Origin of the sequence: Rhodococcus sp. B50, assembly GCF_013602415.1 — a bacterium.
Taxonomy (GTDB): Bacteria; Actinomycetota; Actinomycetes; order Mycobacteriales; family Mycobacteriaceae; genus Rhodococcus.
The window spans coordinates 2,157,776-2,179,249 of sequence record NZ_WPAG02000002.1 but is presented as its reverse complement, the minus strand read 5'-3'; the positions used below and the strand labels follow the sequence as shown (position 1 = coordinate 2,179,249).

The following is a 21,474-nucleotide window of genomic DNA, read 5'->3' as shown; positions in this document are numbered from 1 at the left end:
TCAGAGGAGACGCACGACGACCGGCGCGTGATCGGAGTTCACTGTGGCCCGCCGCAAGCGGGGGTCTGCGGTGATTCCGGTCAGCGCATCGGTGACCGCTGTGGCGGATTCGAGGTGGTCGAGCAGCCGATGGCTGACGAGGATGTGGTCGATCAGCTCGGGTTGTCCCTCGAAGATCCGCGAGAAGCGGTGCTCCTCGGGAATCAATGAGGCGACGTTCCACAGGCGGGTCCGGTCGCCGTGGTCGGGACGAGGGAACCCGGCGGTGCCGATCTGGGAGCCGGGCGGCCCGTGGAGCACCCGGGTGGTGGCGGCGTCGGCGGTGTCGTTGAGGTCGCCGAGCACGATGACGGCGGGATCGTCGCGCGGCGGCCGGTCCTCGATCGCACCGTCGAGCAGAGCGGTCGCCGCTGCTCGCACGGTGGCGGCTTCGGCTGCCCGCCGGTAGAGCGCGTAGGCACCGAAGCGGGCACGTTCGTCCTCGTCGCGCGGAGCGAATCGGTTACCGGGATAGGTGAGCAGCTTGGACTTCAGATGCGCGGTGATCAGATCGAGCACACCGATCTCCGTCGCGACCCGAACCCTCAACGCGCCCCGTCCCATTCGCGTGGCGAAGCTGCCGGACGCAGATCCGTCGGCCACCCGCACGGATCCCAGTGGCTCCGGAAAGACGGTGATCTCGGACGAGTCGAGAAACGCCGGTCGGGACACGAAACCCACCCGGATCCCGCGCGGATCCGGATGGGCGGACAGGCATCGGTGCCAGTGGTCGGGTAGCAGGGCGACGAGGTCGTCGAGGGCGGCAGGGTCGCCGACCTCCTGGACCGCAAGGATGTCGGCGTCGACTTCGGTCACGATGTCGGCGAGAGTGTCGAGCTTGCGCTGGTAGACCTCGTCGTTCGGAGGTCCGGATTCGTGCCCCGGACGGTACAGGTTCTCCAGGTTCCACGTCGCAACGGTGACCATACGCTCCTCCCGGGATCTCCGCGTCGTCACGATGCGGATCCGGACGGCGCTGCGTTCTTCTCCCCAGCATGGAGGGCTGCCGTCGGCATGTCGCGAGTAGCGCACTACTCGTCGAGCGTCACTCGTCCTCGTTGCGCATCAAGCGTCCGAGCTGCTCACGATCGCAAACACCGAGCTTGATACATGCCCGATAGAGATGGCCTTCGACGGTGCGGACCGACACGAACAGTCGCTCGGAGATCTGCCGGTTCGTCAGACCCGTGGCGACGAGCGCGGCGATTTCCCGCTCGCGGGCGGTCAACGGCAAAGGGTGGGCGGCCGACTGGATCGCAGGTGTCGTGATCCCACCGCAGCGGGCGGCGAATTTGAATGCCCGGGCGGCGGATTCGGTGCTCTGTCGCCTGTCGCCGTCGTGCGTGTGGGCGGACGCCGCGAGCGCTGCGGCATCCGCAGCGTGAAGGAACAGCCCATGGTGCTCGAAGTCGTCGCTGACCGCGTCCAGTTCGGCCGCATCCGCCTTGGCCACTGCGGCCGCGTGGCGGGCTTGGAGCGACGCCACCGGACCGTCGACGTGGTCGACGAGTTCGGCCAGGCGGCCCGCGACACTGCGGTCTCCGAAGCGCGCGGCGTCGTGAAGGGCGTCGGACTCGACGGCGTACTGCCCGGACGTGCGGGCAGCCTCGGCGGCTTCGCGGGCGAAGGCGACGCTGCGCTGCTCGGAGTTCTCGGCGGCAGCCAGCCAGGACTGTGCGATCAACCGGGCGGGACGATGGATCGCCGTGTGGAGTCCGGTGTGTTCGTCGGCGTCGTCGAGGACACGCTGTGCTTGCTGGGGTTGCCCGAGTACGGCGTACGCCTTGGCCAGAAGAATGGTTGCGGGCACTCGCCACGGCAGGGGAACTTCGGCTGTGAGCGCAGCCAGCGCCTGTTCGATCTCCGAGACGACCTCGGGAAAGCAACCGCGGTTCGTGTGGATCACGGCGGCCATGATCTTGGAGATCGCCCATGCGAGGTACTGACCGGACGAGGAGAAGTGCGAGATCTCGGCGACCCGCTCTTCCGCCAGCGCGAGGTCGCCGATCTGGGCGAGGGCGACGACGTCGCCGTACCGGATCATCGTGCGGATCATGCCGTCGGTCGATTTGCGCATGTCGAAGCAGCGGCGGGCGATGGGTTCGAATTCGCTGCCGCGACCGGCGACCGTCATGGCGAGTCCCGCGCTGAAGGCAGCCCATTCGACCGCCTGGGCCAGTGCGTCCGGATCGGACAGGACTTCGGCGGAAAGCGCGAGTCCCTCGTCGAGCTTGTTCTCGTGGACGGCGACCGAGGCCGTCACCGCGTCGACGAGCGTGCGCAGCGTGGGGTGGTGGGTCCGCTCGCGCAGCAGGTCGAGGATCTCGTGGGCGCGCTCGACCTCACCGAGCGACCAGAAGAGGATGGATACCTGCGGCATGCCCCACTGGATGAGCTCGAGTTCGTTCATGCCCTCCGGGTCGAATCGGGACAGTGTCTTCTCGGCGCGTCCGGGGTGGCCCTGCCACAGGAGCGCGCGGGCCAGCAGTTCGGCGGCGGCGATACCGCCCCCACGTTCGCAGGCCCGGCGGGCGATGCGTTCACCGAGCGGATGATTCGACAACGAGACCGCGTCGCGCGCCGCGGTGACGAGGAGTTCGGTGTCGGGAGTACGATCGCTGCCCATGTAGAGCTCGGCGAGGCGGATGCGTTCCGCAGCGGTACTCGTCCCGCGTTGCTGTAGCTCGTCGACGAGCCGCCCGCGGAGCCTGCGGGCCGATGCGGTGCCCATGCGTCCCCGCACGACCTCGCCGAGCAGGGGATGACTGAATCGCACGTCGAGCCGGGAGCCGTCGGGTTCGATGCGGATCAGGTCGCGCATCTCGGCCGCGTCCACGGCGTCCTCGCCGGCGATGCGGAGCAGAATGTCGAGGTCGAGCGGCTCGCACAAGGCGAGCGGTCCGAGAGCGGTACGGACCTCCCGGCCGGCGCGATCGAGGCGCGATTCCAGCAGTTCGGTGAGCCCGGGTGTTGCGGCGGTCTGCCCGCGGAGCTGCCACACCCCGGATACCTGCACCAGATGTCCCGCATCGAGGGCACCTTCGACGAGATGCCGGAGGAACAGCGCATTGCCGCCGGACATCTCCCACATGACGTCGGCGCTCAGTTCCTCGAGTTGCCCGTCGAGGACGGACCGGACGAGACGGATGCTCTCCTCTTTGGTGAACGGACGTAGTTCGATGCGCCGCAGGTAGTCGTCCTTCCACAGCGAGGTGACGGCGTCGGGGACGGGTTCGCCGGAGCGGATCGTGGCGATGATCCGCACCGTGTGTTCGATCGCGAGCTGCTGGAGCAGGGTCGCCGACAGCTGGTCGAGCAGATGCGCGTCGTCGACACCGAGCACGATGTCTCCCTGCCGCAGGAGAGACCGTCGAGCGGATCCGACCAATGCGACGGCGTCGCGGGTCGTGGACGGATCGACGAGCGGGGCGAACGCACCGAGTGGAATGCCGCGTGCCGACTCGGTGCCCGCCACCCACTGCACGGGCGAACCGAGGGAATCGGCGACGAGGTGCGCGAGCGTGGTCTTGCCGACCCCGGCGGCGCCGATCAGGATGGCACCCTGACCGTCTCCGGTCAGCTCGGATCGGATCGTATCGAATTCGTCGGGACGATCGACCAACTGCCAATTGATGGCCACGGTAACTCAGTATAAGGAGGCCGGGAGCGTAAAAATATGGTTCGAGCAGTGCGAATACAGCTCACTATTCGGGAATATCGGAAATTGTGGTCGGTTCCACGCGGTCGATTCCGTTCTTGCGGTGCCTGAATTCGCTCGACGCGTTGTAGACGCGAAGTTTCAGCCGATTGATCGAGCCCAGCGGACGATGATCTGCGAGACCGGTCCACGAATTGAACGACACGACGTCTTCGGCGTAGGTGCGCAGCGCCGTGCTGCTGGTGTCCTGTCGGGGAATCCGAATTCGGGCCACCGGAACATGCCGTGACTCGCCCGTGGCCCACTGCACGGTGGCATCCTCGATCGGCATCTTCTCGGTGTCGGTGCAGAGCTGGACGCGGACCTCGTAGTCGGCACTGGTGTGCGCGAAGAACTGCTCGACGGACAGGCGATGCGCGTCGTCGCCGGCGCTGCGAGGAATGCGTTGTCCGGTGAGGCTCTTGACCGAATCCGAGAGGGGAGTGATGCAGATTTTGGCGACATGGTCGCCGTAACGAAGCGCCGCCGCCGAATGATAGGTCTCACCGAGGACGTGGTCGTTCGGTCGCGCAAACAATTGCACATCGTTCGGGAGGGTGAGGTGCAGTGGCGTGAAGATCCGCGAAGCGCCTCGGGCGAGAAAGCAGGCTGTCCGAAGCAGGGGGTCGGGAGTGCGTGCAAGGATCTTTGCGAACCGCATTCCCTTGCCGGCGTACGAACGCACATCGGCGAACGGAAACGTATCGCTGTTCACCAGAATGAAATCCTGATTCGTGTGTCCGTCCGGGATGATCCGGTCACCGCTCACACCCAGAACCTTGATCGCCATTCCGCGGACTCCGCCCACCTGATCGCTGCGAAGCGCGCCTGCCGTGCTGGACAAGCGAACGAGTACCGGATATGTCCGGGCTTTCGCGAACAGTCCCTGCCGATAGGGCCGGGGCAGATTCGGATACACGGTCAGTTCCCCGCGCATGACACCGAGCCCTTTGGCGTGGGCGTCGCGGATCGCATGCTTGTACTTCTCGGCGGCCCACTCGTTGTTACGGTGCAGCGACTCGACGATCCGCTCGATCAGGGCATCCTCGTCGGGGTCGCGTCGTTCCAGGTCGTCGCTGTAACGGACGAAGGTGGGTGCGAGTTTCGGGTGGGCCGTGGAATTGGTGAGAGACATGAGTTCTCCGATGGTCGGGACCTGTCGTTCCGTGAATACGAGTCTGACGTGGCCGACGTCCCGGGGCGTGAGTAGTGGTGTACTCGAATTCGAGATGACCCATCGTCCCGATTTGTGTGGAATGAACCCCGCTGAGCGGGGTCGAATCCACCCAAGATCGTCGAAGGAGTGACCCGCATGCGTCCGACCGGCATCACCACCAACATCAACGTCCCGGACATCGGGGAGGCGCGCAGCTTCTACGCGGACTATCTGGGGCTGAGCGTCGAAGAGATGAACCTCGGGTGGGTCGCGCGGTTCACCACTCCCGACGGTCGTGCCGTCGTCCAGTTGGTCAGTGGCGACGAATCGGCTCCCGTGGACTCGGCGATCTCCGTCCACGTCGGCGACGAGGTGGAAGCCGCCTACTACTGCAACGACAGTTTGTGACCGAGGTTGTGTCTATGGTAATTGATCTTGGTGCAGTCGGAGGTGTTGGAATGGTCGGCGGGGTTCACGGCGTTCTGCAGTCGGTTCGCGCACCGGTTCTCGCGGGTGGAGTCACGGCGGCGCATGGTGGCGTATGTCCGGGGATTGCTCGCGGAGGTCGAACGTAAGAACGGCTGGACGTTGGCCGAGGCGGCCGGGGACGCTGGCCCGGAAGGCATGCAGCGGCTGCTGAACTTCTACGCGTGGGACTGTGACGGGTTGCGCGATGACGTGCGAGATGTGGTGGTCGAGGCGATCGGCGACGAAAAGACCGGGGTGTTGATTGTCGACGAGACCGGTTTTCTGAAGAAAGGCAACAGATCCGCAGGCGTGGCCCGGCAGTATTCCGGCACCGCCGGGCGGATCGAGAACAGTCAGGTCGGAGTGTTTGTGGCCTACGCCTCCGGTCGTGGTCGGGCATTGATCGACCGGGAGCTGTATCTACCCAAGGCCTGGACCGAGGACCGGGATCGGTGCCGGGACGCCGGCATCGACGACGACATCGGATTCGCAACGAAACCCGGACTGGCACAGTCGATGATCGAACGAGCCCTGGATGCCGGTATCCCGTTCGGGTGGGTCACCGCCGACGAGGCCTACGGGCAGGTCGGCCGGCTGCGGATGTGGCTCGAATCGCGCGGGGTGGCGCACGTGCTGGCGGTGCCGAAAACGCAGATGGTGGTGTCGATGCAGTTGCGGCAACGCCGCGCCCACACCGTGATCAGTGAAGTGGACGCGTCGGTGTGGCAACGGTTGTCGTGCGGGGATGGCGCGCACGGACCGCGGGTCTACGACTGGGCTGCGGTCCCGATCCGGCCGCTGCGCGAGCCCGGCCGGGGTCACTGGCTGTTGGCCCGCCGCTCGATTGCCGACCCGGAGCAGATCGCCTACTACCTCTGCTACGGCCCCGCCGACACCCCGCTTGCCGAGCTGGTGCGGGTCGCCGGCAGCCGGTGGGCGATCGAGGAGTGCTTCCAGACCGCGAAGAACGAGACCGGACTCGACCACTACCAGGTCCGGGGCTACACCGCCTGGTACCGGCACATCACCCTGTCCATGGCCGCGGCCGCGTTCTTGACGATCCTGCGCCGAGACACCAAAAAGGGGGATCTTCACCTGGTTCCGATAGGCTGATTTCCCTGACGGTCAACGAGATTCGGCGACTGTTCAATCGTATCGCCTGTCCCGTTCGCCACGCCTTCGCTCACCTATGGCACTGGTCGAACTGGCGTCGCATCAGCCAAGCCAGAGCCCGCGCCAGCCATTACAAACGACGACATCACAAACTGTCGTTGCAGTACTACGAGGAGGCGCAGCGTCGGGGCTTCGAGATCGTGTATCCGCTGACGACGGAGCCGTGGGGAGTGCGCCGGTTCTTCGTGCGCGCACCGGACGGCACGGTCGTCAACGTCGTCAGCCACTCCGACAACCCGCGGTAAGGGGACGAGGACGCCGTTCCGATCCGGTGTTCTCGACGGCGTATATATCGGTCGAGAACACCAAATCTTCCGGCTCGTCGCGCCGTCGCGTGCGGAGGCGAGGAAGTACCCAGTCCTGTAGTACGTCGGCATACATCTGGCGCATCGCCTGATGCGGACACTGATTGTGTGGGTTCGACCCCGGATAGCGGGGGCTGGATCCACACGAATCAGCTGAGCCCGAGGTCGATGGCCGCGAGCCCCGCTTGGGTGCGGTTGTGGACGTCGAGCTTGGTGTACAGGTGCTCGACGTGATTGCGGGTCGTCTTGTGCGCGATGCCCAGCTCGTCGGCGATCTGCCGGTTCGAGTATCCCAGAGCGACGAGTCTGAGGACTTCCACCTCACGACCCGTCAATCCCGCAGGCCAGGGTGCGCGTCGCTTCGTCGGATGTCCGGCCGCCAGCAGCACGGCCTCGACGGCTTCCGTGTCGAATCGACCGGCTTCCGCGTCACTGCACATCCGGGCCGCGGCGGCCTCGGCCGTCAACGCTCTGCGGTGCGGTCGAGGTTCTCGTAGACGCTGGTAGGTTTCCGCGGCGGCGAGGATTCGCGCAGTCACGCCGAGGTCGGCAGCCCGGAGCCCCCCGGGATAGCCGGAACCGTCGAGTCGCTCGCGGTGCGTCACAGCAAGGGTGACGACGGACTCCAACCCTCCGACGCGGCTGAGGATCCGTCCGGTCAGATACGGATACAGGCGGACCCGTTCCCATTCCGCGGTGGTGAGCGGATCGATCTTCTCCCAGATCTGGTTGGGCACACTCATCCGTCCCAGTCCGTGTACGAGACCCGCACGGTAGAGGAGTTCGACCTCGGCGACCGGAAGCCCACGATGCCGGCCCGCTGCCGCCGCCAGATCCGCAACGCGTCGCGAATGTCCCAGCAGATAAGGGCATTTGAGGTCGACGAAATCTGCCATCGCGCGCAGCATCTCGTCCAGTTCGGGCTTGCTCAATGTGTAATCTCGATCGGATGCCTGGGCCAGCGCCGCCGACCACGCATCCTGTTCGACCACACCCGTCGTGATCGCGTCGACGGCATCGACGAACACCTGCACGACGCGTGGGCCGAACTGGGTTCCGCTTCGCGCACGAGCAACAGCCACCGCCTGCGTAGGCCCACCGAGACGTAAATGCACTTCGGCCACGTCGGCCAGGTGCACGATCTGCATCTCGACGGGAATCTCGTCACCGCGCGCACCCGAAGGTAGCCCCGCGCCGTCCCAGCGCTCGAAGGTGAAAGCGAGCATCGATCCCACCTCGGGATCCAGCCCGACCCGATCGGAGAGGACACTCGCGGACCCGCAGTGAGACCGGATGAGTTCGGACATCTGCCGCCGCGCCGTGAACAGGAAGGCGGTGGCATGGAGGAATCGCTCTGCGTGAGGAAGTCCCCGCCCGGCGTGACTCATCAGTAGCCGTAGGAACGGCAACCCCGTCATGTCCACCGCGTAGGTGTCGGCGCGGAAGACGATGTCGTCGCCGAACATCCGTGCCAGTTCGTGCGAATCGGCGTGGCATCCGATCCACGCGACCAGATTGGCGTAGAAGACGACATCCCGCTGGTCTGCACTCAGCCCCATCCGGTCGGCGATACGCGTGGCGATCACGGCCGAGCGCAGCATGTGCTCCATCGGCTGCCCGAGACCCAGATCGATGGCGAGGGACAGCGCGGCGACCAGTTCCGCCCGTCGCGGGCCGTCACCTGGGGACGTCATGGAATCAGTGTCCTCGCACGATGCCCGGTCCGAAAGATGAGGCAGCGGCCTCATGACGTGCGGAAGCGGCGGGCACAGGATCGAAGTACCCCGCAATCGAGGAGGACGACATGACCATCACCCCGCACGCAGCCGCTCAGAGGTCCTGCGAACTGCCCCGAGTTTCCGGAGAGCGTTTCGCCGGCTACGCCGTGATCGGCGCGCCGTTCGCGAGCGGCCACTACCTGGCGCTGCGCAGATTCCCGACCAACAGCATCGGCGACGGCTTCACGTCCGTATGGCACCGCGACCCGGACGGCACGTGGACGGTATACAGCGACGTCCCGGCCGAGCTGAGCTGCCCTCGATATCTCGGTCGCGCGCTGAGCCGAACCGAGCAGACCGATGTGCGTGCCGAGTGGACCGGCCCGGCCGACCTGCATGTGACGGCCGGTGCCGAATTGGAGTGGGATCTCCGGATGACCGCCTCGCCGGCGACCACCGTCATGACCGCGGCGGGCAGTCTGATGCCCGAGGCTCTGTGGCACAGCCCGGCGGTGCTGGCCGCGATGGGGCGCGTCGCGGGACCGGTGCTCGGCGCCGGCCGGATGCGGCTCGGTGGGCACCTGCCGAACGGACAGTGGTTCCGGGCCAATCCACGGCAACTGTGGGCCGCGCACACCGAGCGTGCCATGGTCCGTGGGGTCGATCTCGGGCCGGAAGGTCCTCTGGCCCGGCAGGACCGCCTCGGCGATTTCCGGCTCCCTCAGCGCGGACTGTTCGCGACGGTACAGGTCTGGCTCGAACCGTTCGACGCCCGGCGTCACTTCCCGGCACGTCCCCACACGGTGCATGCGGACGGCGCGTGATCGGTGGATGTTCCCGGCGGTAACAGCTTTGGGACGGATGTGCCGCAAGGTTTCGTTCGAAAGTCGAGGCAACTCTTGCGCAAATGACACACAATGAATTTCGGCAACACCTCGTCGAGGGGGAAAGGTACTCCAAGGTCAATTCACCCGCCCGCTCCGGTCTGGCTGACACTTGCGGGAGGCCTGGCGTTTTCGGGATGCGCGATGATCGAAGCAGTCTTGGGAATCCACGCGAGAGACTACGAGCCCGTCGAGGTCCGATCCGGACCGGCCACACGAACGGACGACGACGCAGGGGGCGGCGGCGTAGAACTCGGAAGACTGCTTGCCGTCGTGACTTTGACGCCTGCGCAGGCAGCGCTGCTCGTCACCGACGTGGTCGATCAGCTCGAACTCGCGCACGGCCGGGGCCATCATCCGATCCGCCTCCGAGGCGATGCCGTGATGGTGTCCGAGAGCGGAGAGCTCACCATCGACAGCACCGGAAGTACGGGAGCCTGGGACGAGGTGTGTGATGCGACGACAGGTCTGCTCCGGCGGATCGTGACGAACTGCCGCAGCGAGACACTTGCCGACCGTGTGGACGCGGCGATCACGGAATCGTCGGATCTCGTCGGTCTGGCGAGACGAGTCCGTTATGCTGCCGCAACGGAATTCGACGAGACCGAGATGGAAAGGAAACGGTCCCAGATCGCCGCGCTCGTCTCCGCCGTCAAGGGTCATGCTCGCCCGGCGATCGGTACGGTGGAACGGACGAACGTGCCGCTCCTGACGACGGAACAGACTCGTACCCCGAACCGCCCGCGCCCACCCGCCGGGAAGGTGTGGCATCGCAAGAAGAGGCGCCTGTCGCCGCGCCGGTGGATCATCGCGCTGATCGCGATCCTCGCGCTCGTCGTGGTGGCGTGGGTGGCTCCTACAGCGTGGTCGGAATTGAGCCGCGGTTGGCACACCCTCCTCGACCCGGTGGATTCGTCGATGGATGACCGGATCGACCCGGTCTCGCCTCCGCCGCCGGTGCCCGAAGCCGCACCGGGAGCCGTCGAGGCAGGGCCTGTCACCACCGCGCTTCCGGGTGCCGCCGGACCGGTCACGCAGGTCGCCGCGAGCTTCGCGAACGGCCCGTGCGAGACGGGACGTTCGTGCACCGTGCGGGTCGATGTCGGACTCGACCCTGCGGCGAATGTCGGTGCGGTCGCCTGGAATCTGACCGTCTACGACCGATGTACGGGTGTGACACTGCCGGGCGGGGAGATCACGGTTCCGGTGCCGCCGGGCGCGCGGGAGGCATACGGCATCGGGAGCGTCGACCTGCCGCCCGGATCGGCACTGGCGGTCGCCGCGGTCACCACCGTCCCCGCAGCGGCGGCGTCCGAGCCGATGTACGTTCCCGCCGAGAACGCGACCTGCGCGCCCGGGGGCACTCGTGACGGCGGATAGGCACCCATCCGATCCCTGGCTCGTCACGGCGGCCATCGCACTGGTCGCACTCGGCATGCTCAACATGATCTCGACGGGCATGTCGTCGCTCGCCGTGCGTCACGCCGTGATCGCGGCAGTGGGACTCGGCGCGATGTGGGCGACCTCCCGCATGCGGATCGCCGCCCTGAGCCGTTTCGGCTGGGCGTTGTTCACCGCCTCGGTGGTGCTGCTCGCGGCGGTGCCGTTGATCGGCATCGCGACCAAGGGCGCCCAACGCTGGCTGGACCTGGGTGTATTCACTCTGCAGCCCTCCGAGATCGCCAAGCTCGCCCTGGTTCTGGTGCCCGCCGCGATACTGGCCGGCGGATACACGCTCGGCAGGTTCGTCGGGGTCCTGGTCGTGTCGGCGTTGCCGATCGCGCTGGTGGCGCTGCAGCCCGACCTGTCGACCGCCGTGGTGCTCGTGGCCACCGTGCTGCTCATGCTGATCCTGGCGAGGGTGCCGCTGCGCTCGCTGTTCCCGTTGTTCGCACTCGGACTCGCCTCGCTGCCCCTGGCCGTGCTGTTCCTGCGTCCGTACCAGCTCGAGCGGATCCACGTCTTTCTGTCGGGCGGCGGTGCCGACCCACAGGGGTCGGGTTGGGCGGCATGGCAGGCGGACATCGCGATCGGCAGTGCGGGGTGGTGGGGTCTCGGACGCGAACCGGACTACGACCTGCGAGCTCAGTACCTGCCCGAATCGGAGCACGACCTGGCCTTTGCCAGCCTGGTCTACGGCTGGGGACTGGTCGCCGGCATCGCGGTCGTGGTGGCGGTCGTGATCATCGTGTGGCGTTCGGTGGTCGCCGCCCGAACGGCACGGACACGGGAGGCAGCACTCGTCGCCGCGGGCGTCGGCGGGGTGTTCGGGCTGCACACCGCGGTGTCGGTGGCCCAGAGCCTGTCGCTGTTGCCGCACACCGGCATGCCGATTCCCATCTTCAGTTACGGGGGCACCGCTTCGATCGTCGGATTCGTGTCCATCGGCCTCGTGCTCGCGGTGCGCCGCGACGGCGTGACCCGGCCGCTGTGGGCCACCGAGTCCAAGAAGCGGCGCCTGCCGCGGGGCGTGACGGCAGGGGCGGTGTTGACGACGGCATCGCTCGTCGCGATGTCGGTGTTCGCCTACCAACTCCAGACCGATCACGGCACCGAGCTGCGCGCGACCAGCGACACGCAGATGTTGCGGTGCATTCGTCTGCCCGCCGAACGCGGCCAGATCCTCGACCGGGCCGGCGTTCCGGTCGCGACCAATGTCGCCGAGTACACCGTCGCGGTCGTCGCCCGGATGTTCGCCGAGAGCAACCCGTCGGCGCACCGCGAACTCGCCGCGTTGCTCGGCATCACCGCGGAACAGCTCGAGGAGGAACTCCGGAGAGACGGGGAACTGCAGGTCGTGCTCGGACGCGTCGGGCCCGACCAGGCCCGGGCGATCGTCGACGCCCGGCTGCCGTGGGTGCTCGTCTACCCGACCGGACGCAGGCAGTACCCGCACGGGGAAGTGCTCGCGTCGCTCCTCGGGTACGTCGGGATCGCGGACCGGCAGGACATGGAGGTCTGGCCGACCCTCGCGCTCGGATCACGGGTCGGCAAGGCGGGACTGGAAAGGCAGTACGACGCACTACTGCGCGGCGTCGACGGCCGTCAGTGCGTGTACGTCGATCCGTCCGGACGTCCGGTCGGCACGGGGGAGCGAGTCGATCCGATACACGGCCACGACCTGCGGCTGCACCTCGACCTCGGCATGCAGCAGGCCGCGACCGATGCGCTCACCCAGGCGGTGCGCACCAGCGGAGGCGATCTCGGGGCGGCGGTCGTGATGGACGCCCGCACCGGTGCGGTGCTGGCGCTGGCGAGCGTGCCGGGCTACGACAACAACGTCTACGGGCCCCCGGCGGATCTGGCCGCGATCGAAGCGCAGACCACGGGATCGGGGCCGGGCCGCATGCTGAACCACGCCGTGCAGACGGCGGTGCCACCGGGATCGACGTTCAAGATCGTGACGGCGTCGACGAACGCAGCCTTCGACGTGCTGTCACCGGACGCGCTCTTGGCGGGCGGCGCGGCCTACACCTACGGCGGTCACACCTTCGCCAACTGGCAGCCGATGGGCCCGAACAACCTGCTCGGGGCGATCCAGTGGTCCGACAACGTGTACTTCTACCAACTGGCCGACCTCCTCGGTCCCTACCGCATCGCGGAGACCGGCGCCGAACTCGGGGTGGGTGCCCCCTCGGGTATCGACCTGCCCGCCGAATCCGCGGGCTTCCTCGGCACCCCCGACAATGTCGAGAGCATCGGAGGTGCCTGGTATCCGGGCTCGACCCTGCTGATGGGTATCGGTCAAGGCACCGTCACGGCGACCCCCATCCAGGTCGCACGGTGGACGGCGGGTATCGCGTCGGGTCAGGTGGTGACCCCGCAGCTCGCCGCCGCCTACGGTCCCGGTGATGCGGTTCCGATTCCCACCGGGGTGCCGCACCGGCTGTCGTTCGCGGACAAGCTCGAGCCGGTGCGCGCGGGCATGCGGGCGTCCGCCTCGGCCGGCACCGCCGGTCAGCTCGCGAGCCTGCCGGTCTCGGCCGCGGCCAAGACCGGTACCGCGGAGGATCCGTCGGCTCCCGGAAAGGGCCTCAACGCCTGGTTCTCCGCGGTGGTACCCGCCGAGGCACCGGAGGTCGTGGTGACGGCACTGGTGCGCGGTGGCGGGTTCGGTTCGGCCACCTCCGGGCCGGTGGTGAAGGGTCTGCTCGAGCGTTACCTCGCGCAGACCCGGACACCGAATCCCTGATGATCAGGCGGCAGTCGACGACGCGGCGTAGGCGGCGATCACCTCGGGCCGGTCCATGCAGGCCGTCGCGCCTTCGGCGACGCAGGTGAGCGGACGCTCCGCGGTCTTCACCGGGAGACCGAAGGCTTCCTCGAGCAGTTGCGGCACACCGCGCAGCATCGATCCTCCGCCGACCGCCAGGATTCCTTCGGCCATCACGTCGCTGATCGCGCGCGGAGGCAGGTCGTCCAGGCAGGTGGACAACGTCTGCACGATGCTGGTCGTGGTGGGCCGCACCGCGTCCATGACTTCCTCGGTCTCGAGCGTGACCAAGCGCGCCCGGCCGGTCGCGGCGTCGCGACCCTCCACCACGAGCGACCGCTCGTCGGAGGTGTCGGGCGACCCCACCTTCGCGCGCTCGGCAGTGAGTTCGCCGACGAGGATCTGGTGTTCTGCACGCAGGTACCGGAGGATCGCGCTGGTCAAGTGGTCCCCGGCGATGCGACAACTGCGGTGGGAAAGGATTCCGCCGTAGCAGAGGGCGGTGACTTCCGAAGTGCCACCGCCGATGTCGACGACCAGATGGGTGCGAGGTTCGAGCGGGTCGAGTCCGCAACCGAGGGCACCCGCGACCGGCTCGGGTATCAGGCCGACCTTGCGGAGCCCGGCCTCGTGTCCGACTTCGAGCAGTGCGCGACGTTCGAGCGGCGTGGCGCCCGCGGGAGCCGCGATGACGCCCATCGGCCGTATGCCGTAATGCCGGCGCGGCGCGACCTGGGCGAGCACGGCCGTGACGAATGTCCGTGCCGTTTCGAGATCCACGATCACCCCGTCGCGTATCGGGCGGATCGGGACGATCCCGGTGGGGGTGCGGTCGACGAGGTTGCTCGCGTCCTGGCCGATCGCGAGCGCTCGGCGTGGCTCTTTGGTACGAACCATCATCAGTGACGGCTCGTTGAGGACTATGCCCTCGTCGGGGGTTCCGACGACGGTGTTGGCTGTTCCGAGATCGATACCGAATCCACGCACGTCGGCCTCCGGGGAGATTGCAGGATTGTTTCCGATGATGTGTGACAGAGGCATTGGGGGAGATGGGGTGTACCAAAGTTACCGCCGCCCTGTTCCCTTCCGAGCGGTGTTTGCCGGAATGATATTTACGCTGCTCTCCGAGCGACCGGTAGGCGACCTGCCGTGACCTCGATTCGCCCTCGAATGGCTGTTCATTCGTCACATATCGGTCAGTTGGTCGGTCCTGCAACGGAAATGATCAATTCGGTGCTGGCGGGTGGGCCGCCGCCCTAGCGTGGAAGGGTGGCGATTCTTGTAACCGGGGCGACCGGAAATGTCGGCAGACTCGTCGTGGACGAACTACTGCGTGCAGCCGCCCCGTATGTACGCGCTCTGACGGTGAATCCCACCCGTGCGGCGCTGCCCCAAGGAGTGGACGTCGCGAAAGGCTATGTGGGCAGGCCGGAATCCCTCGACGGCGTGTTCGACGGCATCGACACCGTCTATCTTGCTCCCGTTCCCGCTGTTGCGCGGGAAGTTGCGGTACTCGCTCGGGACGCGGGCGTGAGTCGCTTCGTCACCCTCACCGGCGGGCCCGGGACGGAGTGGCACGGCATCGAAGCCGACGTCGAAGCATCAGGTCTGGACTGCACGCATCTCGAGCCGGGGGAGTTCATGGCGAACGCGACCATCTTTGCGGAGCAGATCCGGACGACCGGCCGGGTGCTCGGCGCCTATCCCACGGCCGCGAACGCTCCGGTCGCGCTCGAGGACATCGCCGCGGTCGCGGCCCGGACGCTGCTCGACGACTCGCATACGGGCCGGACGTACGAGTTGACCGGACCGGAATCGCTGACCCATCCTCGGATCGTCCACGAGATCGGTCGTGCGCTCGGCCGCGACGTGCCGTTCGTCGAGGTACCGCGGGGGGAAGCCGAAACGGTGCTCGCCGACGCGATGGGGGAGTACGGCGGGTGGTACCTCGACGGTCGCGCCGCGCTCGTCGACCATCCGCAGGTACCGACGACGGCGGTCGGGGTTGTGCTCGGCCGGCCCGCGACGACCTTCGCGCAGTGGGCCGATGCGAATGTCGACCTGTTCCGCTGACCGGGCTTCAATCGACGAGTTCCGCGAACAGCCCCCGCGCCGCCTCCACGGTGGCGTCCTCGTCGCCCTCGATCACGGCCGTCACCAGCGCGGTGTGTTCGGGTTCGAAGCCCAGGCCCGTGACGCGGACGTGCCGGTCGATGGTGCGTCGGATCGACGGGAGCAGCGAGTCGTAGAACTCGAGGTACACCGCGTTGTGACTGGCCTCGACGATGCCGCGGTGCAGCGCGACGTCGGCGGCCACCGCGGCGTCGGTATCGGAACCGGCGAACAGGCGATTGCGCTCGGCGAGCAGCTGCTCGAGCCGGGCCACGTCGTCGGGCGTGCGTCGGCGCGCGGCGAGGACGGCGGCGGTGACGTCGAGGGCCTGCCTCAGTTCGAGGACGTCGCGTTCGTGAGCCGTGGCGAAGTACTTGCCGAGGGTGCCGGTGACGTCGGAGGACGCAATGACGTAGGTGCCCGAGCCCTGTCGGCGTTCGAGCATGCCGGTGTGGACGAGGGCCTGCACGGCCTCGCGGACGGTGTTGCGTCCGGTGCCGGTGAACTCGCACAGCTGCGGTTCGGTGGGGATCTTCTCGCCGACCTTCCAGCGTCCGCTGCAGATCTCACTGCGCAGTTGCTCGGTGACCTGCTCGATCAGGTTCGTCCGCTGAACAGGTTTTCCCAAAGTCATCCCATCATCCTATGATTTCCGGCGTGAGTCTTCTTCGTGGTCGTCTGCTGGTGTTCTGTGCGATCGCGATGTCGGCCCTCGTGTTGAGACTCGCCGTCACCTCGTTCAGCCCGCTGGCCGGGCAGATCAGCGAGGAGATCGGCTTCTCGTCCACGGTCGTCGGCGTGTTCGGCATGATTCCGACCGCCATGTTCGCGGCCTTCGGTCTGGCCACTCCGGCGCTCGGCCGGCGATGGGGACTCGAACGCACCGCACTGATCGGGATGCTCATGGCGGGCGTGGGCATGGCGACCCGCGCCTTGATGACCGATACCTGGTCGTTGCTGCTCCTGTCGGGTCTCGCGCTGGGCGGGATGGGCATCGGCAACGTCGTCATCCCTCCTCTGGTCAAACGCTACTTCTCCGACACGCTGGCACTCGTCAGCTCGGTATACATCGTCGGCGTGCAGCTGAGCACCATCGTGCCCGCTTTCGTCGCGGTGCCCCTCGCCGACGCCTTCGGCTGGCGCATCTCGCTCGGAGTGTGGGCACTGGTGGGATTCGCGGCAGCGCTCCCGTGGATCTGGGTCCTGCTGCGTCATCGGAACGCCGATGCCGGGGAAGTGCCGCCGGTCGATCGGAACACGTCCGGCAGGGTGTGGCGTTCGCCGGTGGGCTGGGGGATGGCCGGCATGTTCGGCATGACGTCGCTCGTCACCTACTCGATGTTCACGTGGATCCCCGACATCCTCGCCGACGCCGGAGCCAGCCCGGCCTTCGGTGGCGCGATGGTGGGTTTGTTCGCCCTGCTCGGACTGGTCTCGGCCTTCGGTGCGCCGTCGCTGTGCGCGCGGATGACGAACCCGTTCCCGGTGGTCGTGGCATGCGCCGCGTGCTTCCTCATCGCGTTCGCCGGTCTGTTGATCGCACCGATGAGTGCCCCGATTCTGTGGGTCGTGCTGCTCGGGCTCGGACCCAGCACGTTCCCGATGGCGCTGACCCTGATCAACCTGCGCTCCCGCACCCACGCCGGATCCGCTGCTCTCTCGGGCTTCACCCAGGGCGTGGGGTACACCGTGGCGTGCCTGGGCCCGCTGTTGTTCGGCGTCTTCCACGACCTCACCTCCGGCTGGGCCGCTTCGTTCGCCTTCATGACGGTCGCCGTCGCCGTGCTGGTGACCGGCGCCTACCAGGCGTGCAAGCCGCGGGTGGTCGAGGACAGCTGGGATGCCCGCCCGATTTCGGTGGGTTAGACCCCGCTCAGCGGGGCTGAGCCCACCGAAATCGATCAGAGAGCGATGTACTTGGTCTCGAGGTACTCCTCGATCCCTTCTGTGCCGCCCTCGCGTCCGAAGCCCGACTCTTTGATGCCGCCGAAGGGCGCGGCGACGTCGGAGATGACGCCACGGTTGACGCCCACCATCCCGGCCTTCAACGCCGACGCAACGCGCATCGTCCGGTCGAGGTCGCGGGTGTAGAAGTAGGCGGCCAGCCCGTACTCGGTGTCGTTCGCCGCGGCGACGGCCTCGTCCTCCGACGTGAAGGTGGTGAGGGCGACGACGGGACCGAAGATCTCCTCCCGCAGCACCCGCGCGTCGGCAGGCACCCGATCGAGGACGGTGGGCGGGTAGAAGGTGCCCGGACCGTCGGGGATGAGTCCACCGGTGAGCAGGCGTGCGCCGCGCTCGACCGCGTCGACGACCAACTCGTGCACCCGGGCGCGCTGCTTCGAGGTGATGAGCGGGCCGAGATCGGTGCCCTCGTCGAGGCCGTGCCCGACCTTCACCGATTCCATCCGCGCGACCAGCTTCGCGGTGAACTCTTCCGCCACCGATTCGGCGACGTAGAAGCGGTTGGCGGCAGTACAGGCCTCACCGCCGTTGCGCATCTTCGCGGCCATCGCGCCGTCGACCGCGGCGTCGAGATCGGCGTCGTCGAACACCACGAACGGCGCGTTGCCGCCGAGTTCCATGGAGGTGCGCAGCAGTCGGTCGGCAGACTGGCGGACCAGCAGCTTGCCGACGCCGGTGGAACCGGTGAAGGTGATCTTCCGCAGGCGCGGATCGGCCAGGAGCGGCTCGGTCAGGGCCGCGGCGTCGGAGGTCGGCAGGATCGACAGCACACCTTCGGGCAGCCCTGCTTCGGCGAAGACCTGTCCGAGCAGCAGCATCGTCAACGGGGTCTCGGCGGCCGGCTTGACGATGATCGTGCAACCCGCAGCCAGGGCCGGGCCGATCTTGCGGGTCGCCATGGCCAGGGGGAAATTCCACGGGGTCACCGCGAGCACCGGACCCACCGGCTCCTTGGTGACGAGGATGCGGCCCGTGCCGGTGGGCGACGTCGTCGTACGCCCACCGATCCGCACCGCTTCCTCGGCGTTCCAGCGGAGGAACTCCGCCCCGTAGTTCACCTCACCGTGCGCCTCGGCAAGGGGCTTGCCCATCTCCGAGGTGATCGTGCGGGCGAACTCGTCGGCACGTGCCGTCACGAGGTCGAACGCCCGGCGGAGGATCTCGCCGCGTTGCCGCGGCGGGGTCGTCGCCCACGACTCCTGGGCGGCGACGGCCAGGTCGAGGGCGCGCGCACCGTCGGCCGGGGAGGCGTCGGCGACCTCGGCGAGAAGTTCGCCGGTCGCCGGATCCTCGACGGGGAAGGTCGTGCCGGTGGACGAATCGGTCAGGACACCACCGACCCACAACTGCGTGATCACTGCGTTGCTCCGACAAGGACGCCGGCAGTCGCGCGCACGGCATCGGCGAGCACGTCGAGACCGTCGACGAGCAGGTCGTCGGAGATCACCAGCGGCGGCAGCAGACGGATGACGTTGCCGTAGGTGCCGCAGGTGAGCAGGATGACGCCCTCGGCGAGCGCCCGGGCCGCGATCGCCGCGGCGGCCTCGGGGTTCGGATCGCGGGTACCGGGGTGCACGAGTTCGACGGCGAGCATCGCCCCGCGCCCACGGACCTCCCCGATCACCTCCACCTCGTCGGCCAGGGCCTGCAGTCGCGGTACCGCGATCTGCTCGATCTGCCGGGCCCGCCCGCACAGGTCCAGCTCGGCCATGCGGTCCAGGGTCGCCAGCGCCGCGGCACACGCGACAGGGTTGCCGCCGTAGGTGCCGCCGAGACCACCGCCGTGGACGGCGTCGATGAGGTCGGCGCGACCGGTCACCGCCGCCAGCGGCATACCGCCGGCGACACCCTTGGCGATGGTCACCAGGTCGGGGACGATGCCCTCGGCGTCGCTCGCGAACCACGCGCCGGTGCGGGCCAGGCCGGTCTGCACCTCGTCGGCGACGAAGACGATGTCGTTGGCCTTCGCCCAGTCGACCAGCGCGGGCAGGAACCCCTCGGCGGGCACGATGAAGCCACCCTCACCCTGGATCGGTTCGATGACGATCGCCGCGACGTTGTGCGCGCCGACCTGCTTGTCGATCTGCTCGATGGCGCGCTGCGCGGCCTGCGCACCGCTGATCGGGGTGCCGTCGTGGGCAAGGCCTTCGCGGAAGGGATAGGACGCCGGGACGCGGTGGACGTCCGCGGCGAACGGACCGAAACCCTCCTTGTACGGCTTGTTCTTCGCCGTCATCGCCATCGTCAGGTTGGTGCGGCCGTGGTAGGCGTGGTCGAACACGACCACGGTGCGGCGGCCCGTCGCGACCCGCGCGATCTTCACGGCGTTCTCCACGGCCTCCGCGCCGCTGTTGAACAGCACCGTGCGCTTGGCGTGGTCGCCCGGGGTGAGCTCGGCGAGCCGCTCCGCCACGGCGATGTAGCCCTCATAGGGGGTGACCATGAAGCAGGTGTGCGTGAAGTGCGCGGCCTGATCCTGGATCGCCTTCACCACCACCGGATCCGACGCGCCGACGGATGTGACGGCGATGCCGGAGCCGAGGTCGATGAGGGCGTTGCCGTCGACGTCGAGGACGATGCCGCCGTCGACGTCGGCCGCGTAGACGGGTACGGACGACGCGACACCCGCGCCGACGGCATTGCGGCGCCGCTCGGTGAGCGCGGCCGAGCGCGGGCCGGGCAGCTCGGTGACGAGCCGGCGTTGCTGAGGGATGCGGTATTCGATCTCGGGCATCGACGGGCCTTTCGGTGAAACAGGAAGGGAGTGGGTCGGACCTTCGGCAGCGCCGTCAGGCCTTCGGCAGGGCCATGGCGGAGAGCAGTTCGTAGCCGACGTGCGCGGCCGCGATGCCGGTGATCTCGGCGTGGTCGTAGGACGGGGAGACCTCGACGATGTCGGCGCCGACGAGGTTGGTACCGGCGAACGCGCGCAGCATGCGCAGCAGTTCGCGGCTCGTCAGGCCACCGGCCTCGGGGGTGCCGGTGCCCGGGGCGTGGGCGGGGTCGAGGACATCGATGTCGACGGAGACGTAGACGGGGCGGTCGCCGATGCGGGCGAGCATCCGTTCGATGGCCGCCGCGACACCGTCGATCTCGATCTCCGGGGAGGTGACGGCGGAGAAGCCGAGCATCTTGTCGTCCGAGAGATCCTTGTCGCTGTAGAGGGGGCCGCGGGTGCCGACGTGCATGCTGGCCTCCTTGTCGATCAGGCCCTCTTCCGACGCGCGACGGAACGGGGTGCCGTGCGTGATCGACGCGCCGAAGTAGGTGTCCCAGGTGTCGAGGTGCGCGTCGAAGTGGACGACGGCGACCGGTCCGTGGCGACGCGCGACCGAGCGCAGCAGCGGCAGTGCGATGGTGTGATCGCCGCCGATGGTGAGCAGGCGCGTGCCGTCACCGGTGAGGGCGTCGGCGCCGCGCTCGATGTCGCTGACCGCCTCGTCGATGTTGAACGGATTACACGCGATGTCGCCGGCGTCGGAGACCTGCATCGCGGCGAATGGCGAGACGTCGAGCGTCGGGTTGTAGGGGCGCAGCAGCTTGGAGGAGGCGCGCACGTGGGCCGGGCCGAGGCGGGCCCCGGGCCGGTAGCTCACGCCGGTGTCGAAGGGGACGCCGACGATGGCGACGTCGGTGCTGGTGACCTCGTCGAGGCGAGGCAGTCGCGCGAAGGTGCCGGGCCCGTTGTAGCGGGGGATCTGCGAGGCGTCGACGGGTCCGATGGGGCTCATGATGGAGGGTCCT

14 protein-coding genes and 3 pseudogenes are annotated in these 21,474 nt (G+C 67.8%); 8 read left to right on the top strand and 9 right to left on the bottom strand.

Annotated elements, in window-relative coordinates; translation table 11 throughout:
- The 3 genes from GON09_RS10355 to GON09_RS10345 all read right to left on the bottom strand — a co-directional run bounded on the left by GON09_RS10355 (nucleotide 1) and on the right by GON09_RS10345 (nucleotide 4,871).
- The gene (locus tag GON09_RS10355; protein ID WP_213931722.1) at nucleotides 1-966 is read right to left on the bottom strand and encodes an endonuclease/exonuclease/phosphatase family protein; all 966 of its coding nucleotides are present in this window, start codon (nucleotides 964-966) and stop codon (nucleotides 1-3) included.
- Nucleotides 967-1,084: 118 nt separating this feature from the next.
- Nucleotides 1,085-3,679, bottom strand: coding sequence for a LuxR C-terminal-related transcriptional regulator (locus tag GON09_RS10350; RefSeq protein WP_213931721.1), 2,595 nt, complete (start codon nucleotides 3,677-3,679; stop codon nucleotides 1,085-1,087).
- A gap of 64 nt (nucleotides 3,680-3,743) precedes the next feature.
- The gene (locus GON09_RS10345; protein ID WP_213931720.1) at nucleotides 3,744-4,871 is read right to left on the bottom strand and encodes a catalase family protein; all 1,128 of its coding nucleotides are present in this window, start codon (nucleotides 4,869-4,871) and stop codon (nucleotides 3,744-3,746) included.
- 177 nt (nucleotides 4,872-5,048) lie between these two features.
- Between GON09_RS10345 and GON09_RS10340 the strand changes: the two are divergent.
- From GON09_RS10340 to GON09_RS10330, 3 pseudogenes are all read left to right on the top strand, one after another.
- A pseudogene (locus GON09_RS10340) lies at nucleotides 5,049-5,279 on the top strand (VOC family protein); the annotation flags it as partial.
- A gap of 51 nt (nucleotides 5,280-5,330) precedes the next feature.
- A pseudogene (locus GON09_RS10335) lies at nucleotides 5,331-6,464 on the top strand (IS701 family transposase); the annotation flags it as partial.
- 176 nt (nucleotides 6,465-6,640) lie between these two features.
- A pseudogene (locus tag GON09_RS10330) lies at nucleotides 6,641-6,778 on the top strand (VOC family protein); the annotation flags it as partial.
- Between the two features lie 209 nt (nucleotides 6,779-6,987).
- On the opposite strand, the gene GON09_RS10325 reads toward GON09_RS10330, so the two are convergent.
- The gene (locus GON09_RS10325) at nucleotides 6,988-8,532 is read right to left on the bottom strand and encodes an HD domain-containing phosphohydrolase (RefSeq protein ID WP_213931719.1); all 1,545 of its coding nucleotides are present in this window, start codon (nucleotides 8,530-8,532) and stop codon (nucleotides 6,988-6,990) included.
- Between the two features lie 110 nt (nucleotides 8,533-8,642).
- Between GON09_RS10325 and GON09_RS10320 the strand changes: the two genes are divergently transcribed.
- The 3 genes from GON09_RS10320 to GON09_RS10310 all read left to right on the top strand — a co-directional run bounded on the left by GON09_RS10320 (nucleotide 8,643) and on the right by GON09_RS10310 (nucleotide 13,632).
- Nucleotides 8,643-9,380 carry a hypothetical protein gene (locus tag GON09_RS10320; RefSeq protein WP_213931718.1) on the top strand — a complete coding sequence of 246 codons (738 nt, stop codon included), beginning with the start codon at nucleotides 8,643-8,645 and terminating at the stop codon, nucleotides 9,378-9,380.
- Between the two features lie 333 nt (nucleotides 9,381-9,713).
- On the top strand, nucleotides 9,714-10,820 hold the full coding sequence (locus GON09_RS10315; protein ID WP_307854347.1) for a hypothetical protein: 1,107 nt from the start codon (nucleotides 9,714-9,716) through the stop codon (nucleotides 10,818-10,820).
- A complete protein-coding gene (locus GON09_RS10310) occupies nucleotides 10,807-13,632 on the top strand; it encodes an FtsW/RodA/SpoVE family cell cycle protein (protein ID WP_213931717.1) in 2,826 nt (941 codons plus the stop codon). The genes GON09_RS10315 and GON09_RS10310 overlap by 14 nt, the downstream gene beginning before the upstream one ends.
- Nucleotides 13,633-13,635: 3 nt before the next feature.
- On the opposite strand, the gene GON09_RS10305 is transcribed toward GON09_RS10310, so the two are convergent.
- Nucleotides 13,636-14,640 carry a rod shape-determining protein gene (locus GON09_RS10305; protein ID WP_213934389.1) on the bottom strand — a complete coding sequence of 335 codons (1,005 nt, stop codon included), beginning with the start codon at nucleotides 14,638-14,640 and terminating at the stop codon, nucleotides 13,636-13,638.
- Nucleotides 14,641-14,922: 282 nt separating this feature from the next.
- On the opposite strand from GON09_RS10305, the gene GON09_RS10300 reads away from it, so the two are divergent.
- Complete coding sequence (locus tag GON09_RS10300; protein WP_213931716.1) at nucleotides 14,923-15,726, top strand: NAD(P)H-binding protein; 804 nt, start codon at nucleotides 14,923-14,925, stop codon at nucleotides 15,724-15,726.
- Nucleotides 15,727-15,733: 7 nt separating this feature from the next.
- Here GON09_RS10300 and GON09_RS10295 read toward each other — a convergent pair whose 3' ends face one another.
- Entirely contained in the window at nucleotides 15,734-16,399 is a 666-nt protein-coding gene (locus tag GON09_RS10295) for a FadR/GntR family transcriptional regulator (RefSeq protein WP_213931715.1), read from the bottom strand.
- A gap of 11 nt (nucleotides 16,400-16,410) precedes the next feature.
- On the opposite strand from GON09_RS10295, the gene GON09_RS10290 reads away from it, so the two are divergent.
- On the top strand, nucleotides 16,411-17,631 hold the full coding sequence (locus GON09_RS10290) for an MFS transporter (RefSeq protein ID WP_213931714.1): 1,221 nt from the start codon (nucleotides 16,411-16,413) through the stop codon (nucleotides 17,629-17,631).
- A gap of 35 nt (nucleotides 17,632-17,666) precedes the next feature.
- Here GON09_RS10290 and GON09_RS10285 read toward each other — a convergent pair whose 3' ends face one another.
- From GON09_RS10285 to speB, 3 genes are read right to left on the bottom strand one after another with little or no spacing between them, the layout of a single operon-like run.
- Nucleotides 17,667-19,088 carry an NAD-dependent succinate-semialdehyde dehydrogenase gene (locus GON09_RS10285; RefSeq protein ID WP_213931713.1) on the bottom strand — a complete coding sequence of 474 codons (1,422 nt, stop codon included), beginning with the start codon at nucleotides 19,086-19,088 and terminating at the stop codon, nucleotides 17,667-17,669.
- Nucleotides 19,085-20,464: a 4-aminobutyrate--2-oxoglutarate transaminase gene (gabT, locus tag GON09_RS10280; RefSeq protein WP_213931712.1), complete on the bottom strand. Its 1,380-nt coding sequence runs from the start codon at nucleotides 20,462-20,464 to the stop codon at nucleotides 19,085-19,087. The genes GON09_RS10285 and gabT overlap by 4 nt, the downstream gene beginning before the upstream one ends.
- Nucleotides 20,465-20,519: 55 nt before the next feature.
- Entirely contained in the window at nucleotides 20,520-21,461 is a 942-nt protein-coding gene (gene speB, locus GON09_RS10275; protein ID WP_213931711.1) for an agmatinase, read from the bottom strand.
- Between the last annotated feature and the right edge of the window lie 13 nt (nucleotides 21,462-21,474).